This is a genomic window from Tenacibaculum ovolyticum DSM 18103 (assembly GCF_000430545.1).
In the GTDB taxonomy this organism is placed as follows: domain Bacteria; phylum Bacteroidota; class Bacteroidia; order Flavobacteriales; family Flavobacteriaceae; genus Polaribacter; species Polaribacter ovolyticus.
On record NZ_AUMF01000025.1, the window covers coordinates 14069 to 32482 of the forward strand.

Here is an 18414-nt window from a genome sequence, read left to right on the forward strand (position 1 = left end):
AATTTTTACAACGTATGTTTAAAAAGATATTAATTGCCAATAGAGGTGAAATTGCGCTACGCGTAATTAGAACCTGTAAAGAAATGGGAATAAAAACTGTAGCTGTATATTCTAAAGCAGATACAGAAAGTTTACACGTAAAATTTGCCGACGAGGCAGTTTGTATTGGGCCTGCACCTAGTAGTGAATCTTATTTAAAAATGGATCGAATTATTGCTGCTGCCGAAATTACAAACGCTGATGCAATTCATCCTGGTTATGGTTTCTTATCAGAAAATGCTAAATTTTCTAAATTATGTGATGAACATGATATAAAATTTATTGGAGCTTCGCCTGAAATGATTGATCGTATGGGAGATAAAGCAAATGCTAAATCTACGATGATCTCTGCTGGAGTACCATGTGTACCAGGTAGTGAAGGTGTAATACCTACTTTTGAAGATTGTGAAAAAACGGCTATCGAAACTGGTTATCCTGTAATGCTAAAAGCATCTGCTGGTGGTGGTGGAAAAGGAATGCGTGCTGTTTGGAAAGCTGAAGACTTAAAAGATGCATGGGATTCTGCTCGTCACGAATCTAAAGCAGCTTTTGGTAATGATGATATGTATATGGAGAAGCTTATTGAAGAGCCTCGCCATATTGAAATTCAAATTATTGGAGATTCTTACGGTAAAGCTTGTCATTTATCAGAAAGAGATTGTTCTGTACAACGTCGTCATCAAAAACTAACAGAAGAAACTCCTTCTCCGTTTATGACCGATGAATTACGTACATTAATGGGAGATGCTGCGGTAAAAGCTGCTGAATACATTAAGTACGAAGGTGCTGGAACTGTTGAATTCTTAGTAGATAAACATCGTAACTTCTACTTCATGGAAATGAATACTCGTATTCAAGTAGAGCACCCAATTACTGAAGAGGTAGTAGATTATGATTTAATTCGCGAACAAATTTTAGTAGCTTCAGGAGTACCTATTTCTGGTAAAAATTATTTACCACAATTACACTCTATTGAATGTAGAATTAACGCTGAAGATCCTCATAATGGATTTAGACCAGCTCCTGGAAAGATAACATCATATCATGCTCCTGGAGGTCATGGAGTTCGTATAGATACACATGTATATGCTGGTTATATGATTCCTCCAAATTATGATTCAATGATTTCTAAATTAATTGTTACTGCACAAACTCGTGAAGAAGCAATAAATAAGATGAAACGTGCTTTAGATGAATATGTGATTGAAGGTATAAAAACTACGATTCCTTTTCATAGACAACTAATGGATCATCCTGATTATATTGCTGGTAATTACACCACAAAATTCATGGAAGATTTTGAAATGAAATAAAGATAAAAAAAGAGTTAATGTATTTTCATTAACTCTTTTTTATTACCTTTTTGTGTAATTTATAATTTAAACATCGTCTAAAGGTTATAATCAAAAAGTTATAATCCATGAAAGTTCATTTTATTCTACTATTAATAATACTATCTTCAATTAGCTTAACAGCCCAGATAGAAAAACCTAGTTTAAGTCCCACCAAAGTAAGCAAACAAAAAATAGGCTTAGCAAATGTTACTTTAAAATTTGGACAACCAAATAAACAAGGAAGGAAAATATTTGGCTCTCTAATACCTTACAATAAAGTTTGGCGCACAGGAGCCAATGCTTCAACAAAAATAACTACAGATAAAGAAATTTTAATAGCAAATCATATTATTCCGGCAGGAACTTATGCGTTGTATTCAATACCTAATAAGAAAAAATGGACTATTATTATCCATAAAAAAAATGATTTATGGGGTAGTGCGGGCTATGCTAACAAAAATGATTTGATCAGGTTTACGGTTCCAGTAAAAAGAATTAGAGATACTCAAGAAACTTTAAATATTAGTTTTGAGAATTTTACTATTGATGGAGCTGATTTAATACTCACTTGGGAAAACACTAAAATAATTATACCCGTTATTGTAAATTCAGATGCGATAATTCAAGAGCAAATAAACACAAAAATCATCAATTCTAAAGAAGTAGCAACTGCTCAAACATATTTTGATGCGGCACAATATTATTATTTAAAGAACAAAGAACTAAACACTGCTTTTAAATGGTTTAATAAAGCTGAGAAATTAAGACCCGTAGCTTTTTGGTATACTTACTACAAAGCTGAACTAGCCAAAAAAATAGGAAAAAAAAGCATAGCTAAGCAAAGTGCAATAAAATGCTTAAATGCAGCTAAAAAGAGTAAATCAAGTGATTATGGGTATATTGCTAAATGTTCTTTACTACTTAAATCACTTAATTAAAAAGAGATTGTATATAGAGAGAAAGAAATTAAAAATGAGATTATCTAACAAATATTTACTAGACAGTCTCATTTTTAATTTCATAAATTTGCATTATGAATTTTCTATATAACTTATTACTTTTTAAGGTATCAATACTTCTGCATATAGTTGCTTTATTTAATAAAAAAATAAAGTTATTTATTAATGGGAGAAAAGAAACTTTTACGAAACTAAATAACATTCATAAAACAGATAAAGTTATATGGTTTCACGCTGCCTCTTTAGGTGAGTTTGAGCAAGGAAGACCTATTATTGAAAAACTAAAAGAGCAGTATAAAAATCATAAAATTGTAATAACTTTCTTCTCTCCCTCAGGCTATGAGATAAGAAAAAATTATGCTTTAGCTGATGTTATTTGCTATTTACCACTAGATACTAAATCTAATGTTAAAAAATTCATTGACAAAATACACCCTGATATAGCAATTATTATAAAATATGAATTTTGGCCTAATCTTTTATCAGAGCTAAAAAAACAGCAGGTTAAAACTATTCTTATTTCAGGTATATTTAGAAATAAACAATCCTTTTTTAAATGGTATGGTGCTTTTATGCGTAATAAGTTAAATGCTTTTAATCATTTTTATGTTCAAAATGAAGCTTCAAAAAAACTACTCTCATCTATTGGACTTGAAAATGCTACTATTGCTGGCGACACAAGGTTTGATAGAGTTTACGATATTTTAAAACAAGATAATAATTTAAGTTTTATATCTGAATTTAAGAACAATACTTATACAGTTATTGCTGGAAGTACTTGGAAAGAAGATGAAAAATTACTTGTAAACTACATTAATAACCATGCTTCAGTTGATGAAAAATTCATCATAGCACCACATAACATTAACCATAAAGAAATAAAAGAATTACAGACATCTATTAATAAAAAAACAATACTATATTCTGAAAAAGAAAACGGTAATTTATCAGATTATCAAGTATTTATTGTTGATACAATAGGGCTACTTACTAAAATTTACTCGTACGCAGATGTTGCTTACGTAGGGGGTGGTTTAGCAACTGGACTTCATAACATACTAGAACCTGCAACCTTTGGTGTTCCAATAGTTTTTGGAGGTAATAAGTACAAGAAATTTCAAGAAGCTACAGATTTACTTGCATTAGGGAGTGTTATAACTGTTGTAAACAGTGAAGACTTTTCTAGTACCTTTACATCTTTAAAAAACAGTAGTGATTTAAGAGTAAAATTAGGAAATACTAATCAAAAATATATTTCCGATAATACTGGCGCAACTGAAACTATTATGCAATATCTTAAAACCACATTATAATGGATATTATTTTACAACCTTGGCCATGGTTCATATCTGGGCCGCTAATAGCCGTCGTACTTTTCTTATTTTTTTACTTCGGAAAAAGTTTTGGTGTATCAACTAATTTAGAAACTATGTGTACTATTGCTGGTGCAGGTAAAGTTTCTGATTACTTTAAAAAAGATTGGAAAGAACGAAGCTGGTCTCTTGTTTTTTTACTTGGGTTAATCATTGGTGGATTTATCGCTATCAACTACTTATCTGTAAGTACAACTATTAATTTAAATCCTAAAACAATAGAAGATTTAGCTAATTTAGGCTTTACAAATGCTGGGAGTTCTTTTGTGCCTAATGAAATTTTTAGTATAGACAATATGCTAAGTTTAAAAGGTTTTTCTATTTTATTAATAGCGGGAATTTTAATTGGCTTTGGAACAAGGTATGCTGGCGGATGTACCTCTGGTCATGCAATTACTGGATTGAGTAGCTTACAACTACCATCTTTAATTGCAGTAATAGGTTTTTTTATTGGTGGTTTATTAATGACTTGGGTGATATTCCCTTTAATTTTCGGATAACATGAAAAATATAAAATTCTTAATACTCGGTATTTTCTTTGGGATTATAATGACAAAATCTGAGGCTATTTCATGGTTTCGAATCTATGAAATGTTTAAATTTCAGTCATTTCATATGTACGGAATTATAGGTTCGGCAGTCGCTATATCTATGCTATTTATGTATTTATTTAAAAACGGTATAATTAAAGACTATTTAGGTAATAAAATTAACGTTAAAGACAAGAAAAAAGGTTTTGTAAGAACATTGGTTGGAGGAACTATATTTGGCTTAGGCTGGGCTTTAGCTGGTGCGTGCCCTGCTCCTATCTTTGTATTAATTGGGCACAGTGTATTTCCTATTATTATTGTTTTAATAGGTGCTGTAATAGGTGCTTTTATTTATGGGGTGTTAAGTAAAAAATTACCTAACTAATCTTTTATTTTAGAACTAACCAACATTTTTAACCTATAAATATACTTTGCTTACTATCTATTAAACACCTCTATCTTATCTGATTACGATTTTCATGATAAACAATGAAAAGTCAAAAAATGCTTATCTCTATTTTAAACTAGATTAAAGATTAAGTTATTTCTTTTTTCAAATATTGTGTCTAATATTGCACTTATTTATTCTAAAACTACGAAAATAGGTTTACTATTTTACATTTCGTTTTTACACTATACTTTTATTGATGTTAAAAAAACATTATAAAAAACTAACCTTATGAAAACGAAATTATTTTACTTTTTATCAATTTATCTAAAAACGACCATATTTTTCCTGTTACCTTTAACGGTAATAGCACAAAACTTCCCAAATCCTGAGCAAAATATTTTTGTAAACTTAGGAAATAGTTCTGTAGTGGAGTCTCATTTATCAGATCTCGATGGAGATGGTTATTTAGATGCTATATTTTCTTATGGAACTAACTCTAATAACGGCTTTATTTGGTTAAAAAACACAGATGGTCTAGGAAATTATAGTACTCCGCAAAATATTGTTGTAACATCAATTTGGATGACAGATATTCATACTGCCGATATAGATGATGATGGAGACATGGATATAATAACGGCTTCTTCTAATAGTGGAGATGTATATTGGTTTGAAAATTTAGACGGACTAGGAACTTTTAGTTCCTTTAATATCATTGCTCCAAATGAATATGGTGCCAGTAGTGTATTTACTGCCGATATAGATAATGATGGAGATTTAGATGTATTGTCCGCATCTTTCTTAAGCAATCGCATTTCTTGGTATGAAAACACCGATGGTTTAGGAACTTTTGGTTCACAACAAGTTATTATTACTTCTCAAAATTATATGACAGACGTATATGCAGCTGATATGGATGGAGATGGAGACATAGATGTATTATCAGCGTCTAAAAACGATGATCGTATTGCATGGTATGAAAATGATGGTTTAGGTGCTTTTGGACCGCAACAAACCATTACTACAAATGCTGATGAAGCTATTCTTGTATACGCTGCAGATATAGATGGTGATGGTGATAACGATGTTATATCTGGCTCTTATGCAGACAACCGTATCGCTTGGTATGAGAATGATGGTTTAGGTGCTTTTGGAGCACAACAAACTATTTATACTAATAGTACTGGTCTTAGAGATTTAAATTTAACAGATTTAGATGGGGACGGAGATCTTGATATTGTATCAGCATATAGTTATACAACCTCTACTCCGCATGAAATCTTATGGCATGAAAATAAAATAAACTGCACAGGAAATTTTGCTCCACAACAAATTATAGACTCTTCCGCTTTTGCAGCTTGGAAAGTTTCTACTGGAGATATTGACGGAGATGGAGACATGGATGTTCTTGGATCATACACTTCTTCTATTCGTATTGCTTGGTATGAAAATATTACATCTTCGCTACCTCAAACAAACCTTCCTGAAGAAATATACATATGCAATGAAAATTTCGAAGAATTATGTGGCCCTCCTTCTTTAGGATGTAACCTAATCTATAACTGGTATTATAATAATCCCAACGGAACATCGTTCCTTGTAAGTAATAATCAATGTTATACACCAGACCAATATGGAACCTATACCTTAATTACTGAAAACGAGAATAATATATTTTCAAATTACACTGTAAGTATTTTAAACCCAATTTCTCAACCTAGCTTGGGCTCTAATGGTGAAATTTGTATTGGAGAAATTATTAGTATTAATGGTCAGGGATTTGACAATGGTAATTATGAAATTACTTGGTATCATAATGGTCAAGAGATTCAAGTGGGAGGAGAAACATTGATGACTTCTTTTGCTAGCGGTACAATAACCGTAAAGATATCATATATAGGGTGCAAAGGAATTGTTACAGAAAGTGTAGAGGTAGTAAAGTGCTGCCCAGACAACATTCCTGTTTTAGGAATAGACGGAGAAATTTGCGTTGGAGAAATTATTAGCATTAATGGTCAAGGATTTGATTCTATTAATTATGAAATTACCTGGTTGCATAACGGAATTATTGTGCAGCAAGGCGGAACTACTTTAACCACATCATATAACAGTGGTATGATAACGGTACAAGTATCATATAAGGGATGTAAGGAAAGAATATCTACAAATGTAACACTTAAGGAATGTTGCAATAAGAAAGAGTGTATAGATAAGAGTAGTATTAATATATCACCTAATCCTACTAAAGATAAAATTATAGTTAAACTTAATGAAAGATCAAGTGGAAAAATTCAAGTTTTAGATAGAGCTGGAAATATTGTTATTGAAACAACCGTTAAACAAACTCTTACAAAGCAAGTTGATTTATCAAAATTAAGACCTGGTTTATATGTTGTTAATATAATTTTAAAAGACAAAATTATTACTAAAAAAATAATTAAAGAATAACTATCCTAGAGTTAAGAGTTTAAAAACTCTTAACTCTTACTTTTTTAACGCAAAGAGTCGTTATAATTATACTAAATTTATTTTTTATAAATCCTTTTTACAATTAATCACCTAGTAAAACTACTTCTAACAAATTTGAATTTGTATTATCAACTACTTTCCAATTATATATTTTAGATAATTGATATATTTTAGACAACTCTTCAAATAAACGTATTTTAGCATCTTTTTGAAGGTTTGACACCGTTATAGTTGATTCTATCTTTTCTATAGCTTTATCACTAAGTTTGTTCAATTCTGACTTAGAAAAAGTATTAAATTGACTTTGTTGTAAATCAAAATATTTAATATCTGGTGAGATTAGAACTTCTTCTTTTGGAATTTTATTAATAATTATTTGTTTACCTACACTGTCTACTTCAATTTCAAGTTTCGATAAATCATAACCAACTTCAACTTTTGCATTCACAGATAATATTGCCTTTTTTTCAAAAGAAATATAGTCATACAAATACTTTTTGCTATCAGTAAAACTATACATTTCAGAAAAACTACCTTCTGAAACTACTAATTTACTTAAGTTTTGAATTCCGTTTAAAACTACTTTAATTTCTTCTTGTTGGTGTTTCTTTTCTGTTTTATCATACCAAAACTTAGCAATTAAAAAACCTAATAGAAAAACCGATAAATACTTAAGAAGTCGCATAGTTTTGTTTTTCTATAAATATAGAAAAAGTATATTGAATGAAAAATATTAGATTTAAGCTTCTTCCTCTTCCTTCGGAAATGCTTGTTTATTAAATAAAAACAATAAAACAACTCCTATACTAATCCAAGAATCAGCTCCGTTAAAGATCGCATTAAAAAAAGTAAAACTTTCACCTTCATACATAGGAAAATATAACATATCAACTACTTTACCAAAAAACAATTTATCATAATTAAAATCTGATAACAAACCTGCTACATTGTGATAAGAACTTTCGAAAATAACTCCGTAAATAACAGAATCTATAATATTACCTATTGCCCCTGCTAAAATTAATCCTATTGCTATAACTACGGCTGTATGTGCTCCTCTTTTTATTGTTTGCCATAACCAATATACAATACCTGATACTGCTACAACTCTAAATAATGTTAAGAATAATTTACCAGCTCTACCTCCAAATTCAAAACCCCAAGCCATACCGTTGTTTTCTGTAAAATGAATTTTAAACCAGTCACTAAAAACAATAACTTCTTCTCCTAATTGAAAGTGAGTTTTAACATATATTTTACTAATTTGATCAATTAAAATTGCTAAAACTACGGTAAGTATTGCGATATTTTTCTTAGACATTTTTATAATTTAATGGTAGCAAAAATAAGAAAAGTATTGGTTTTATTCTGTAATTAAAAAAACATTAGCATTTATAGAGCGTACCTTAAAATTAGATACCGCATTCTTAGTAAATATTTTATATAAATGTCCTTTATATTTAGTTTTATTTATCCTTATATCACCTTTGTTTGTTTTAATATTTATGTTACTATTTTTTCTTAATTGCCCGTAAACATTACCTAAGAATAGTGCGACCAAAGTATTTCCGTTTACTCTATTTAATCTAACGTTTCCTCTGTCTATATAAATTTTTAAATCTCCTTTATAACTATTAGAGTTTATTCCTATTGTTTTTCCATAAATAGTTACATTCTTATTTTTTGGTATTTTAATAATAGCCTTTGCTCTTTGCAATCTTTTAGTTATATATTTTCTAAAAATTTGTTCTTTATAAACATCAAAATTAAGTTTAAAATCTACTTTTAAAATCCCGTTAGTTTCATCATCAAAAAAAATAGTGTGGGTGTTAGGTTGTTCATCTAACAACGTTATTGATATCTGATTACCTAAAGAGTTTTCAATAACTAGATTATCTAATCCATCAGAATTTATTTCGATTTCATTGAATTGAACTTCTCTTGTTTTAATTAATTTTTCTTGAGAAAAAATAAATGAACTTATAAGTAGTAATGTAATTAATTGTATTTTAAAACAAAACAAGCCTCTTTTAAGAGGCTTGTTTTTATTATTATAGTAATACAAAATATTATTGTTTACGTTTTGCTTCAATACTTAATGTTGCATGAGGTACTAACTTTAGACGTTCTTTTTGAATTAATTTACCTGTAACTCTACATACTCCGTAAGTTTTATTCTGAATACGGATTAATGCATTTTTTAAATCACGAATAAATTTTTCTTGACGTATGGCTAATTGCATATTTGCTTCTTTTGCCATCGTATCAGAACCACCATCAAAAGATTTAAAAGTTGGAGAAGTATCTTCTGTACCATTACCAGCCCCATTTTTATAAGAGTCTTGTAACAGTTTTAAATCTTCTTCACAATGCTCTATTTTATTTAAAATAATTTCTTTGAACTCCTGTAAATCGCTATCAGAGTATCTAATTTTAATCTCATCCATAATGCTATGTTTTTTCAATTAACATTCTACTTTTTATGGTATCAAATTCAATTTCTGTACCATCTTTTAAATCATCAACAAAAACCAACTCATTAGTTAATGTTTCTGCTTTTATATAATCTTCATTTGCAATTACCGATTCTTCTAAGTCTTCAACTTTTAAAACCGTTAATTTTATTTTATCTGTAACCTCTAAACCGGTGTCTTTACGTGCATTCTGAATTCTATTTATCAATTCTCTAGCAACACCTTCTTTACGTAATTCCTCATTTATAGTAACATCTAAAGCTACTGTTAAACCAGCTGCATTTGCAACTAACCAGCCTTCAATATCTTTAGAAGAGATCTCTACATCTGTGGTTTCTAAATTAATCATTTTATCATTAATCTCAACAGAAATGCTACCTTCTTTTTCAATTTTTATGATATCTTCTTGATTGAAATTACGTATCTCATTAGCTATCAACTTCATATCTTTACCAAACTTTGGTCCAAGAGCTTTAAAATTTGGTTTGATTTGTTTTACTAAAATACCAGACGCATCATCTAACAACTCAATTTCTTTAACATTCACTTCTGATTTTATTAAATCAGCTACTGCTAAAATTTCTTCTTTTTGAGTGGCATCTAATACCGGAATCATTATTTTTTGTAATGGTTGACGTACTTTTATCTTTTCTTTAGCTCTTAACGACAAAACTAATGAAGATATTGTTTGAGCATTCTCCATTTTACGCTCTAATGATTTATCTATTAAATCGGCATTATATTTTGGAAATTCTGCTAAATGTACACTATCAAATTTTTCAATATTAGTTGTACTTACTAAATCCTTATACAACCTATCCATAAAGAAAGGTGCAACTGGCGACCCTAATTTAGCTACAGTAAGCATACAAGTGTATAATGTTTGATATGCTGATATTTTATCTTGCTCGTATTCACCTTTCCAAAAACGTCTTCTACATAAACGAACATACCAATTACTTAAATGATCTTGTACAAAATCAGAAATTGCTCTTGTTGCTTTTGTTGGTTCGTACGCTGCATAAAATGTATCAACTTTTTGAACTAATGTATTTAATTCAGATAAAACCCAACGATCTATTTCTGGTCTTTCATTTAACGGTACTTCAGCTTCACTATAATTAAAATTATCTAAGTTAGCGTATAATGTAAAGAATGAATAGGTGTTATAAAGTGTACCAAAAAACTTTCTACTTACTTCGGTAATCCCGTCTAAATCAAACTTTAAATTATCCCAAGGGTTTGCGTTTGATATCATATACCAACGTGTAGCATCAGGCCCATATTTATCTAGCGTAGTAAACGGATCTACTCCATTACCTAAACGTTTCGACATTTTTTGTCCGTTTTTATCTAACACCAATCCATTAGATACAACATTCTTATATGCTTTATCATCAAAAACCATGGTAGCAATAGCGTGTAAGGTATAAAACCATCCACGTGTTTGATCTACTCCTTCGGCAATGAAATCAGCTGTTTTCCAACCTTCTTCTACCAATTCTTTATTTTCAAACGGGTAATGCCATTGTGCGTACGGCATAGAACCTGAATCAAACCAAACATCAATTAAATCTGATTCACGTTGCATTGGTTCACCAGAATCTGATATTAAAGTAATTTTATCTACTACATTTTTATGTAAATCTACAGTATCATAATTATCATCAGACATGTCTCCTGATACAAAATCAGCAAAAATATCTTCAGTCATTACGCCAGCTTTAACAGCAAGTGCCATTTCTTCTTTCAACTCAGCTACAGAACCTACTATTTTTGTTTCCTTGCCATCTTCTGTTCTCCATACTGGTAACGGAATTCCCCAAAAACGAGAACGTGATAAATTCCAATCATTTGCATTTTTTAACCAGTTACCAAAACGACCAGTACCTGTTGCTTCTGGTTTCCAATTAATTTCTTCGTTTAAAGAATGCATACGTTCTTTAACGTCTGTTACTTTAATAAACCAAGAATCTAATGGATAATATAAAATAGGCTTATCAGTTCTCCAACAATGTGGGTAACTGTGTACATATTTTTCTACCTTAAAGGCTTTATTTTCTTCTTTTAATTTTATCGCTATTTGTACATCTACTGATTTTTCTGGAGCTTCTCCATCAGCATAGTATTCATTTTTAACGTACATCCCTGCAAATTCACCTACTTCTTTAGTAAACTTACCTTGTAAATCAACTAGAGGAACTAAATTATCATTTGCATCTTTAACTAACATTGGTGGTACACCTGCGTCTTTACAAACGATAGCATCATCAGCTCCAAAGGTTGGTGCTGTATGTACGATACCTGTTCCATCTTCAGTAGTAACAAAATCTCCTGAAATTACTCTAAAAGCTTCTTCAGGATTTTCGTACGGTAAAACATACGGTAATAATTGTTCATATTCAGTACCAACTAAATCTGCTCCTTTACATTCTGCAACTATACAATAAGGTATCTGTTTATCTTCAGCTTTATAATTTGCTAAATCTGCTTCGTTTTCAACGGCTTTAAATTTCTTACCTGCAAACTGTTTTGCAACTAGAGGTTTACCTAAAACTACTTGTGTAGCTTCAAATGTATATTGATTAAATGTCTTTACTAAAACATACTCTATTTTAGGCCCAACTGTTAATGCCGTATTACTTGGTAAAGTCCAAGGAGTTGTTGTCCAAGCTAATATATGAACATCACTTCCGTTTTGTAAAACACTTGGTAACGTTTCAGTAACAGCTTTAAACTGTGCTACAACAGTCGTATCAGTAACATCTTGATATGCTCCTGGTTGATTTACCTCATGAGAACTTAAACCCGTTCCTGCTTTTGGTGAATATGGCTGTATCGTGTACCCCTTGTACATCAAATCTTTGTTATAGATTTGTTTTAAAAGCCACCAAACAGTTTCCATATACTTTGGCTTATAGGTAACATACGGATCTTCCATATCTACCCAATACCCCATTTTTTCGGTAAGTGTATTCCAAATATCAGTATACTTCATTACTGCTTTTTTACAAGCAATATTATATTCTTCTACAGTAATCTTTGTACCAATATCTTCTTTGGTAATACCTAACTCCTTTTCAACACCAAGTTCAACTGGTAAACCATGAGTATCCCACCCTGCTTTACGCTTTACTTGAAAACCTTTTAAAGTTTTATAACGGCAAAAAATATCTTTAATGGTACGTCCCATTGCGTGGTGAATACCCGGTAAACCATTTGCTGAAGGTGGTCCTTCAAAAAAGATAAACGGTTTGTTTTCATCACGGGTAGTTATACTTTTTTCAAAAATGTTGTTTTCTTTCCAGTAATTTAGGATTTCATCTGCAACATTTGGCAAGTTAAGCCCTTTGTATTCAGTAAACTTCGTACTCATTTTGTAATTGTATTAATTGAATTGGCGAAATTACGTATTTTCTTGTAATTGTAGGGTTTGCCTTATATAAAAAAACACCCCATTAAATGGGGTGTTTTCATTTTTTTTGTATAAAATATTTTTTATTTTACTATTTAGTCTTATTTTTTTAGAATATAAAAATATGATCTTCTGTTTTTCTGATGTTCTTCTTTTGAACAATTACTAGCGTCATCGCAATTATTTAAGAGTTGACTCTCTCCAAAACCTAGAGCACTTTCTATCCTATCTGATGAAATACCTCTTGAAATAATATAATCTTTCGTTGAGATAGCTCTATTAGTTGATAAACGCTTATTATACTCTTTAGTTCCTCTACTATCAGTATGTGATTCTATTTTAATAATCATTTTAGAATTATTTTTCATTACAGATACAATATGTTCTAACTCATACTCAGCATCTTTCCTAATATTATATTTATCAAAATCAAAATAAATAGGATTAATTACTATCTGATTTTCTACAATTAAAGGTTCTAATTTTAAATTTTGAGTTATTAACTGTTTATTTACATCAAGTGTTTTAGCTGATTTTTGATCTTCCTTATAATCAATTTTTGATGCTGTAACAGTAAAATTCTTCTCACAGTCTACCAATTCAAAAGAATAACTTCCATCTTTATTTGTTACTTTTTCAGCAACTACTTCTCCTTCTTCACTTATTAGTTTTACAGTTACATCATTTAGTGGTTTATTTGTTTTAGCTTCATAAACTACTCCAGAAACATCCTCTTTACAGCTATACACTATAAAACTATAGATATCATCATCTCCTTTTCCTTTTTTTCTATTTGATGAAAAGAACCCATTATTCCTATTATTATTTATAATAAATGAAAAATCGTCATAAGCTCCATTTATAGGAGCTCCTAAATTTACAGGTTTAGTGTAAGTATCTCCTTCTTTTTTTGCTTCAAAAACATCTAAAGCACCTAGTCCTAAATGACCGTCTGATGCAAAATATAGAGTCTCTTTACTATCTATAAAAGGAAACATCTCTCTTCCTTCTGTATTTATACTTTTACCCAAATTTTCAGGAGTACTAAAGGCATTATTTTCTAGGATATTTACTTTGTAAACATCAGTTAAACCAAAACCATTTGGCATATCAGATACAAAATACAATACTTTCTCATCAACACTTAAAGCGGGATGACCTACTGAATAATTATCATTATTAAAAGGAAGTTCTATAGCCTCACCCCATACTTCACCAACTTTTTCTGTTTTATATATTTTAAGATGTGCTATCTCATCATCTCCTCCCTTTAATTTTTTACCATCAAAATTAGTTCTGGTAAAATACATGGTATTACCGTTAGATGTAATTATCGCATTTGACTCATGATATTTAGAACTAACCGATACTACTTTAACTTGATCTTCAACATCTAAAACTTTTTCTTCAGTTTTAAAAACCTCTTTTGCCTTATAAATATTTAAATGAGGTTGGTTATTCCACTTATATAACCTTTTGTCATTAGCTCCATCTGGTTTAGTCGATGCGAAATAAAAATCATCATTAAATACAAAACCCCCAAAATCAGAGTATTTAGTATTTATTGACAAATTATTTATATTTACGAATACTTTCTTTTCTTTTGTATATTCTGTAAAATAATTTTTATTTTTTACTAAAGCTTCTGCTCTACTGTCATTTCTCTTTTTCCCACTTAACTTTAATAACCATTTGTCTGATTCAGTAATCTTACCGTTGGTTTTTAAAACTTGTGCATACCTAAATAAATGTTCAACTAAAACGCTCTCTTCATATAAGCTCATTAGTTTTTCATAATTCTTTTCTGCTTTTGCAAATTCAAAATTAAAATAATGAGCATCAGCTAATCTACTTAAAACCAAATAAGAGTCATCACCTTTTTTATGAATTGATTGATAAAGTTCTGCTGCTTTTTTATAAGCAAATTCTTTGAAATACCTATCTGCAGCATATTTTCGTTGTCCAAAACTAATAGTGGTTATTAGCAAGACTAGTATGTATATGTTTTTTCTCATCTTTATTCTTGTTTTTTCGTTAAAAAAATCTTGGTGATTTCATTGTTTGTTCTTTAAACATCTCATAACGAAGCATCAACTCATAGGTCCCTGAATTATAATTACTATAATTTGATGTTGTTAAATCGTAAGCAAAACCTATGTTTAAGTTTTTGCTTGCCTGCAAACCTAGTAAAAAACTAATAGAATCATCCCATCGCCAAGCAAGACCTGCTGTAAATTTCTCATTAAACAAAAAATTTGCTGAAACATCTATAGATAAAGGTGCTCCATTCACAACCTTTGCTAAAACTGCTGGCTTAAACTTTACACTTTCACTTAAGTCGAAAACATAACCTCCTATTAAAAACAAATGCAAACGTTCTTGAGCTACATTTCCTCCATTATTAGAATCTTCATAATGATCGGTATTAATGAAGTTAGGTATTGCTGCTCCTAAATACCATTTACTGGTATAATAATACATCCCTGCACCTATGGTTGGTAAAAATTTATTTATGTTACCTTCTAACTTTTTATCCTCCCTATTACGAACACGTCCTTTATTCCAATCTACATTCAAATGACGACCTCCTAATTTTAATCCAAAGGCTAAATTACCTTCATCACTAGTACGTATTGTATAGGATCCATTAATATCTAAAAATATTTCATTTGCAGGCCCAATTCTATCATTCGTTAAATTTATTCCTAACCCAACTCCGCTATAACCTAACGGAGTGTCATAACTTAATGTTTGGGTATTTGGTGCGCCATCAACTCCAACCCATTGGGTTCTTCCTAATAAATTTATAATACTATGTCCATTTGAACCTGCGTAGGCAGGGTTCACACTCATTGTATTATACATATATTGTGTATACTGTGGGTCTTGCTGTGCATTAATTCCGCTAATAATGCATAGAATTAATACTATTGTATATCTTATTTTCATATCTCTTTCTTATCTATTAATATATAACCAACCTGCTTTTGGTTTTGATCCATCTCCTAAATCTATAACATAATAATAGGTTCCTGGCGGTAGTTTTTCATCAATACTAATTGTTGCTCTACCACTTGAAAGACCTCTAAATGCAACACTTTCGTTATTATATCCTGATGCTTTATAAACCGTATTACCCCATCTATTAAATATCTCTACAGTATTCTTACTATATTCTGGCTTATCAATACATGAGATAAAGAATGTATCATTTTCTCCATCATTATCTGGAGTCATAATATTATAAGGAGTACCACATGGGTTTTGATCTGTATCTAGATAATCTGGAATACCATTATTGTTCATATCTAACGCATCATTTGTTGTTGGATCACCATCTCCTGGGCCTTCATTAATAGTATCAATACCATCATTATCGTCATCAGTATCTTGAAAATCTGGAACACCGTCTTTATCAGTATCTGGAATACTTACAGAAGTTCCTCCATTATCAGTATCAAAAGCATCATCTAATCCGTCATTGTCAGTATCTAATCCAGAAGGAGATTTATCAGAAATTCCATCTCCATTTTCATCATTTCCTTCTATAATATCCGGTACACCGTCATTATCACTATCAGAATCTAAACTATCAGGTATACCATCTTCGTCGCTATCAACTCCACCATCTCCTTCATCTGTATCTAATATCCCATCATTATCATCGTCTATATCTAAATTATCTGGTATACCATCATTATCAGTGTCTAATAAACTATAAACTTGTGTAGCTATAGCACTTGAACTGTTTCCTGCTACATCGGTTGTTGTCAAACTCACATCTACTGTTAAGTCACTATCAGCTGCTAAATCTGAACCTGGTACATCAATACTATAATTTCCTGAAGCATCAACAGTTCCTGTATAAGTATTTCCGTTTACAACAATCGTTATTATATCTCCTACATTAAAATCGCCTCCTACGGTTCCTGTTACTGCTATTATAGCTCCTTCTTCTGCAGCATTTAATATATTATCTTCCGTGATATTATTTACACTAATTGTTGGTGCTGGTAAATCTGTATCAACACTATATAATTGAATTGCTGTTGCACTTTCGCTATTCCCTGCTGTATCGGTAGTCGTTATACTCGCATCTACTGTTACATCTGGATCCGCTGCTAAGTCTGATCCTGGAACATCAATACTATAATTTCCTGAAGCATCAACAGTTCCTGTAAATGTGTTTCCATTTACAATTAATGTGACTGTATCTCCCGCATTAAAATCACCTCCTACTTTTCCTGTTATGGCTATCGTTGTTCCAGCTTCTGCTGCATTTAATATGTTATCTACTGTAATATCATCTACACTTATTGTTGGAACTAGTAAACCTGTATTAACACTATAAATCTGTGTAGCTGTTGCACTTGCACTATTCCCTGCTGTATCGGTAGTCGTTATACTCGCATCTACTGTTACATCTGGATCCGCTGCTAAGTCTGATCCTGGAACATCAATACTATAATTTCCTGAAGCATCAACAATTCCTGTAAATGTGTTTCCATTTACAATTAATGTGACTGTATCTCCCGCACTAAAATCACCTCCTACTTTTCCTGTTACGGATATCGTTGTTCCAGCTTCTGCTGCATTTAATATGTTATCTGTAGTAATATTATCTATACTTATTGTTGGTGATGGTAAATCTGTATCAACACTATATAATTGAGTCACTGCTACACTTGCACTATTCCCTGCTACATCAGTAGTCGTTATACTCGCATCTACTGTTGTATCAGGATCTGCTGCTAAGTCTGACCCTGGTACATTTATGCTGTAATTTCCTAAAGCATCAACTGTTCCTGTATAAGTATTTCCGTTTACAATTAATGTAACTGTATCTCCCGCATTAAAATCCCCCCCTACAGTTCCTGTTACTGCTATCGTTGTTCCTGCTTCCGCTGCATTTAATACGTTATCTGCAGTAATATCATCAACACTTATTGTTGGTGATGGTAAATCTGCATCAACACTATAAACTTGCGTATCTGTTGCAGAACAAGTTAAGTTTGCAACAAAACTACCATCTAAAGTCGTATCTGGATCTGCAGCCAAGTCTGAACCTGGTACATTTATACTGTAATTTCCTAAAGCATCAACAGCTCCTGTAAATGTATTTCCATTTACGGTTAACGTTACTGTATCTCCTGTATTAAAATCACCTCCTACTGTTCCTGTTACTGCTATTGTTGTTCCAGCTTCTACTGCATTTAATATGTTATCTACTGTAATATCATTTATAGATAAACTGACTAGCCCTCCTGTAGTTACTACATGCGTCGTCGTTGCGGGACCGTTACATCCTGCAGTACTTGCTGTAATTGTTGTTGTTCCACTCCAACCTGCAACATACGTTACTTCTCCAGTTGATCCGTTTATACTGTTTCCGCCTGTTAACGAAGCGGCATCTAAACTATAAGTGATTCC

General features: G+C 31.1%; 14 protein-coding genes. 6 read left to right on the top strand and 8 right to left on the bottom strand.

The window, feature by feature from the left end:
- Positions 1-14 precede the first annotated feature (14 nt).
- The 6 genes from accC to H518_RS0109495 all read left to right on the top strand — a co-directional run bounded on the left by accC (position 15) and on the right by H518_RS0109495 (position 7074).
- On the top strand, positions 15-1352 hold the full coding sequence (gene accC / locus H518_RS0109470; protein ID WP_028888829.1) for an acetyl-CoA carboxylase biotin carboxylase subunit: 1338 nt from the start codon (positions 15-17) through the stop codon (positions 1350-1352).
- Positions 1353-1459: 107 nt separating this feature from the next.
- Positions 1460-2311: a DUF2911 domain-containing protein gene (locus H518_RS0109475; protein ID WP_028888830.1), complete on the top strand. Its 852-nt coding sequence runs from the start codon at positions 1460-1462 to the stop codon at positions 2309-2311.
- Between the two features lie 95 nt (positions 2312-2406).
- The gene (locus H518_RS0109480) at positions 2407-3645 is read left to right on the top strand and encodes a 3-deoxy-D-manno-octulosonic acid transferase (RefSeq protein WP_028888831.1); all 1239 of its coding nucleotides are present in this window, start codon (positions 2407-2409) and stop codon (positions 3643-3645) included.
- Positions 3645-4205 (top strand): YeeE/YedE family protein, encoded by a 561-nt coding sequence (locus H518_RS0109485; protein WP_028888832.1) that lies wholly within the window; start codon positions 3645-3647, stop codon positions 4203-4205. The genes H518_RS0109480 and H518_RS0109485 overlap by 1 nt, the downstream gene beginning before the upstream one ends.
- A gap of 1 nt (position 4206) precedes the next feature.
- Entirely contained in the window at positions 4207-4620 is a 414-nt protein-coding gene (locus tag H518_RS0109490) for a YeeE/YedE thiosulfate transporter family protein (protein ID WP_028888833.1), read from the top strand.
- Positions 4621-4914: 294 nt separating this feature from the next.
- Positions 4915-7074 carry an FG-GAP repeat domain-containing protein gene (locus tag H518_RS0109495; protein WP_028888834.1) on the top strand — a complete coding sequence of 720 codons (2160 nt, stop codon included), beginning with the start codon at positions 4915-4917 and terminating at the stop codon, positions 7072-7074.
- Between the two features lie 103 nt (positions 7075-7177).
- Here the strand turns inward: H518_RS0109495 and H518_RS0109500 are convergent, their stop codons facing one another.
- From H518_RS0109500 to H518_RS20500, 8 genes are all read right to left on the bottom strand, one after another.
- A complete protein-coding gene (locus tag H518_RS0109500; protein ID WP_028888835.1) occupies positions 7178-7780 on the bottom strand; it encodes a DUF4230 domain-containing protein in 603 nt (200 codons plus the stop codon).
- 54 nt (positions 7781-7834) lie between these two features.
- Positions 7835-8416 (bottom strand): lipoprotein signal peptidase, encoded by a 582-nt coding sequence (locus tag H518_RS0109505; RefSeq protein WP_028888836.1) that lies wholly within the window; start codon positions 8414-8416, stop codon positions 7835-7837.
- 42 nt (positions 8417-8458) lie between these two features.
- A complete protein-coding gene (locus H518_RS0109510; protein ID WP_028888837.1) occupies positions 8459-9187 on the bottom strand; it encodes a DUF4097 family beta strand repeat-containing protein in 729 nt (242 codons plus the stop codon).
- Complete coding sequence (locus H518_RS0109515; RefSeq protein ID WP_028888838.1) at positions 9165-9542, bottom strand: TraR/DksA family transcriptional regulator; 378 nt, start codon at positions 9540-9542, stop codon at positions 9165-9167. Before H518_RS0109515 ends, H518_RS0109510 begins: the two co-directional genes overlap by 23 nt.
- 4 nt (positions 9543-9546) lie before the next feature.
- A complete protein-coding gene (gene ileS, locus H518_RS0109520; protein ID WP_028888839.1) occupies positions 9547-12945 on the bottom strand; it encodes an isoleucine--tRNA ligase in 3399 nt (1132 codons plus the stop codon).
- A gap of 140 nt (positions 12946-13085) precedes the next feature.
- The gene (locus H518_RS0109525; RefSeq protein WP_028888840.1) at positions 13086-14999 is read right to left on the bottom strand and encodes an OmpA family protein; all 1914 of its coding nucleotides are present in this window, start codon (positions 14997-14999) and stop codon (positions 13086-13088) included.
- A gap of 19 nt (positions 15000-15018) precedes the next feature.
- A complete protein-coding gene (locus H518_RS0109530; protein WP_028888841.1) occupies positions 15019-15933 on the bottom strand; it encodes a PorP/SprF family type IX secretion system membrane protein in 915 nt (304 codons plus the stop codon).
- Positions 15934-15942: 9 nt separating this feature from the next.
- A partial coding sequence (locus H518_RS20500) for a gliding motility-associated C-terminal domain-containing protein (RefSeq protein WP_028888842.1) occupies positions 15943-18414 on the bottom strand: 2472 nt, incomplete at its 5' end.

Excerpts from the sequence above, each read along its gene's own strand:
- accC (WP_028888829.1), top strand. The coding sequence starts at position 15 with ATGTTTAAAAAGATATTAATTGCCAATAGAGGTGAAATTGCGCTACGC.
- H518_RS0109475 (WP_028888830.1), top strand. The coding sequence starts at position 1,460 with ATGAAAGTTCATTTTATTCTACTATTAATAATACTATCTTCAATTAGC.
- H518_RS0109480 (WP_028888831.1), top strand. The coding sequence starts at position 2,407 with ATGAATTTTCTATATAACTTATTACTTTTTAAGGTATCAATACTTCTG.
- H518_RS0109485 (WP_028888832.1), top strand. The coding sequence starts at position 3,645 with ATGGATATTATTTTACAACCTTGGCCATGGTTCATATCTGGGCCGCTA.
- H518_RS0109490 (WP_028888833.1), top strand. The coding sequence starts at position 4,207 with ATGAAAAATATAAAATTCTTAATACTCGGTATTTTCTTTGGGATTATA.
- H518_RS0109495 (WP_028888834.1), top strand. The coding sequence starts at position 4,915 with ATGAAAACGAAATTATTTTACTTTTTATCAATTTATCTAAAAACGACC.
- H518_RS0109500 (WP_028888835.1), bottom strand. The coding sequence starts at position 7,780 with ATGCGACTTCTTAAGTATTTATCGGTTTTTCTATTAGGTTTTTTAATT.
- H518_RS0109505 (WP_028888836.1), bottom strand. The coding sequence starts at position 8,416 with ATGTCTAAGAAAAATATCGCAATACTTACCGTAGTTTTAGCAATTTTA.
- H518_RS0109515 (WP_028888838.1), bottom strand. The coding sequence starts at position 9,542 with ATGGATGAGATTAAAATTAGATACTCTGATAGCGATTTACAGGAGTTC.
- ileS (WP_028888839.1), bottom strand. The coding sequence starts at position 12,945 with ATGAGTACGAAGTTTACTGAATACAAAGGGCTTAACTTGCCAAATGTT.
- H518_RS0109525 (WP_028888840.1), bottom strand. The coding sequence starts at position 14,999 with ATGAGAAAAAACATATACATACTAGTCTTGCTAATAACCACTATTAGT.
- H518_RS0109530 (WP_028888841.1), bottom strand. The coding sequence starts at position 15,933 with ATGAAAATAAGATATACAATAGTATTAATTCTATGCATTATTAGCGGA.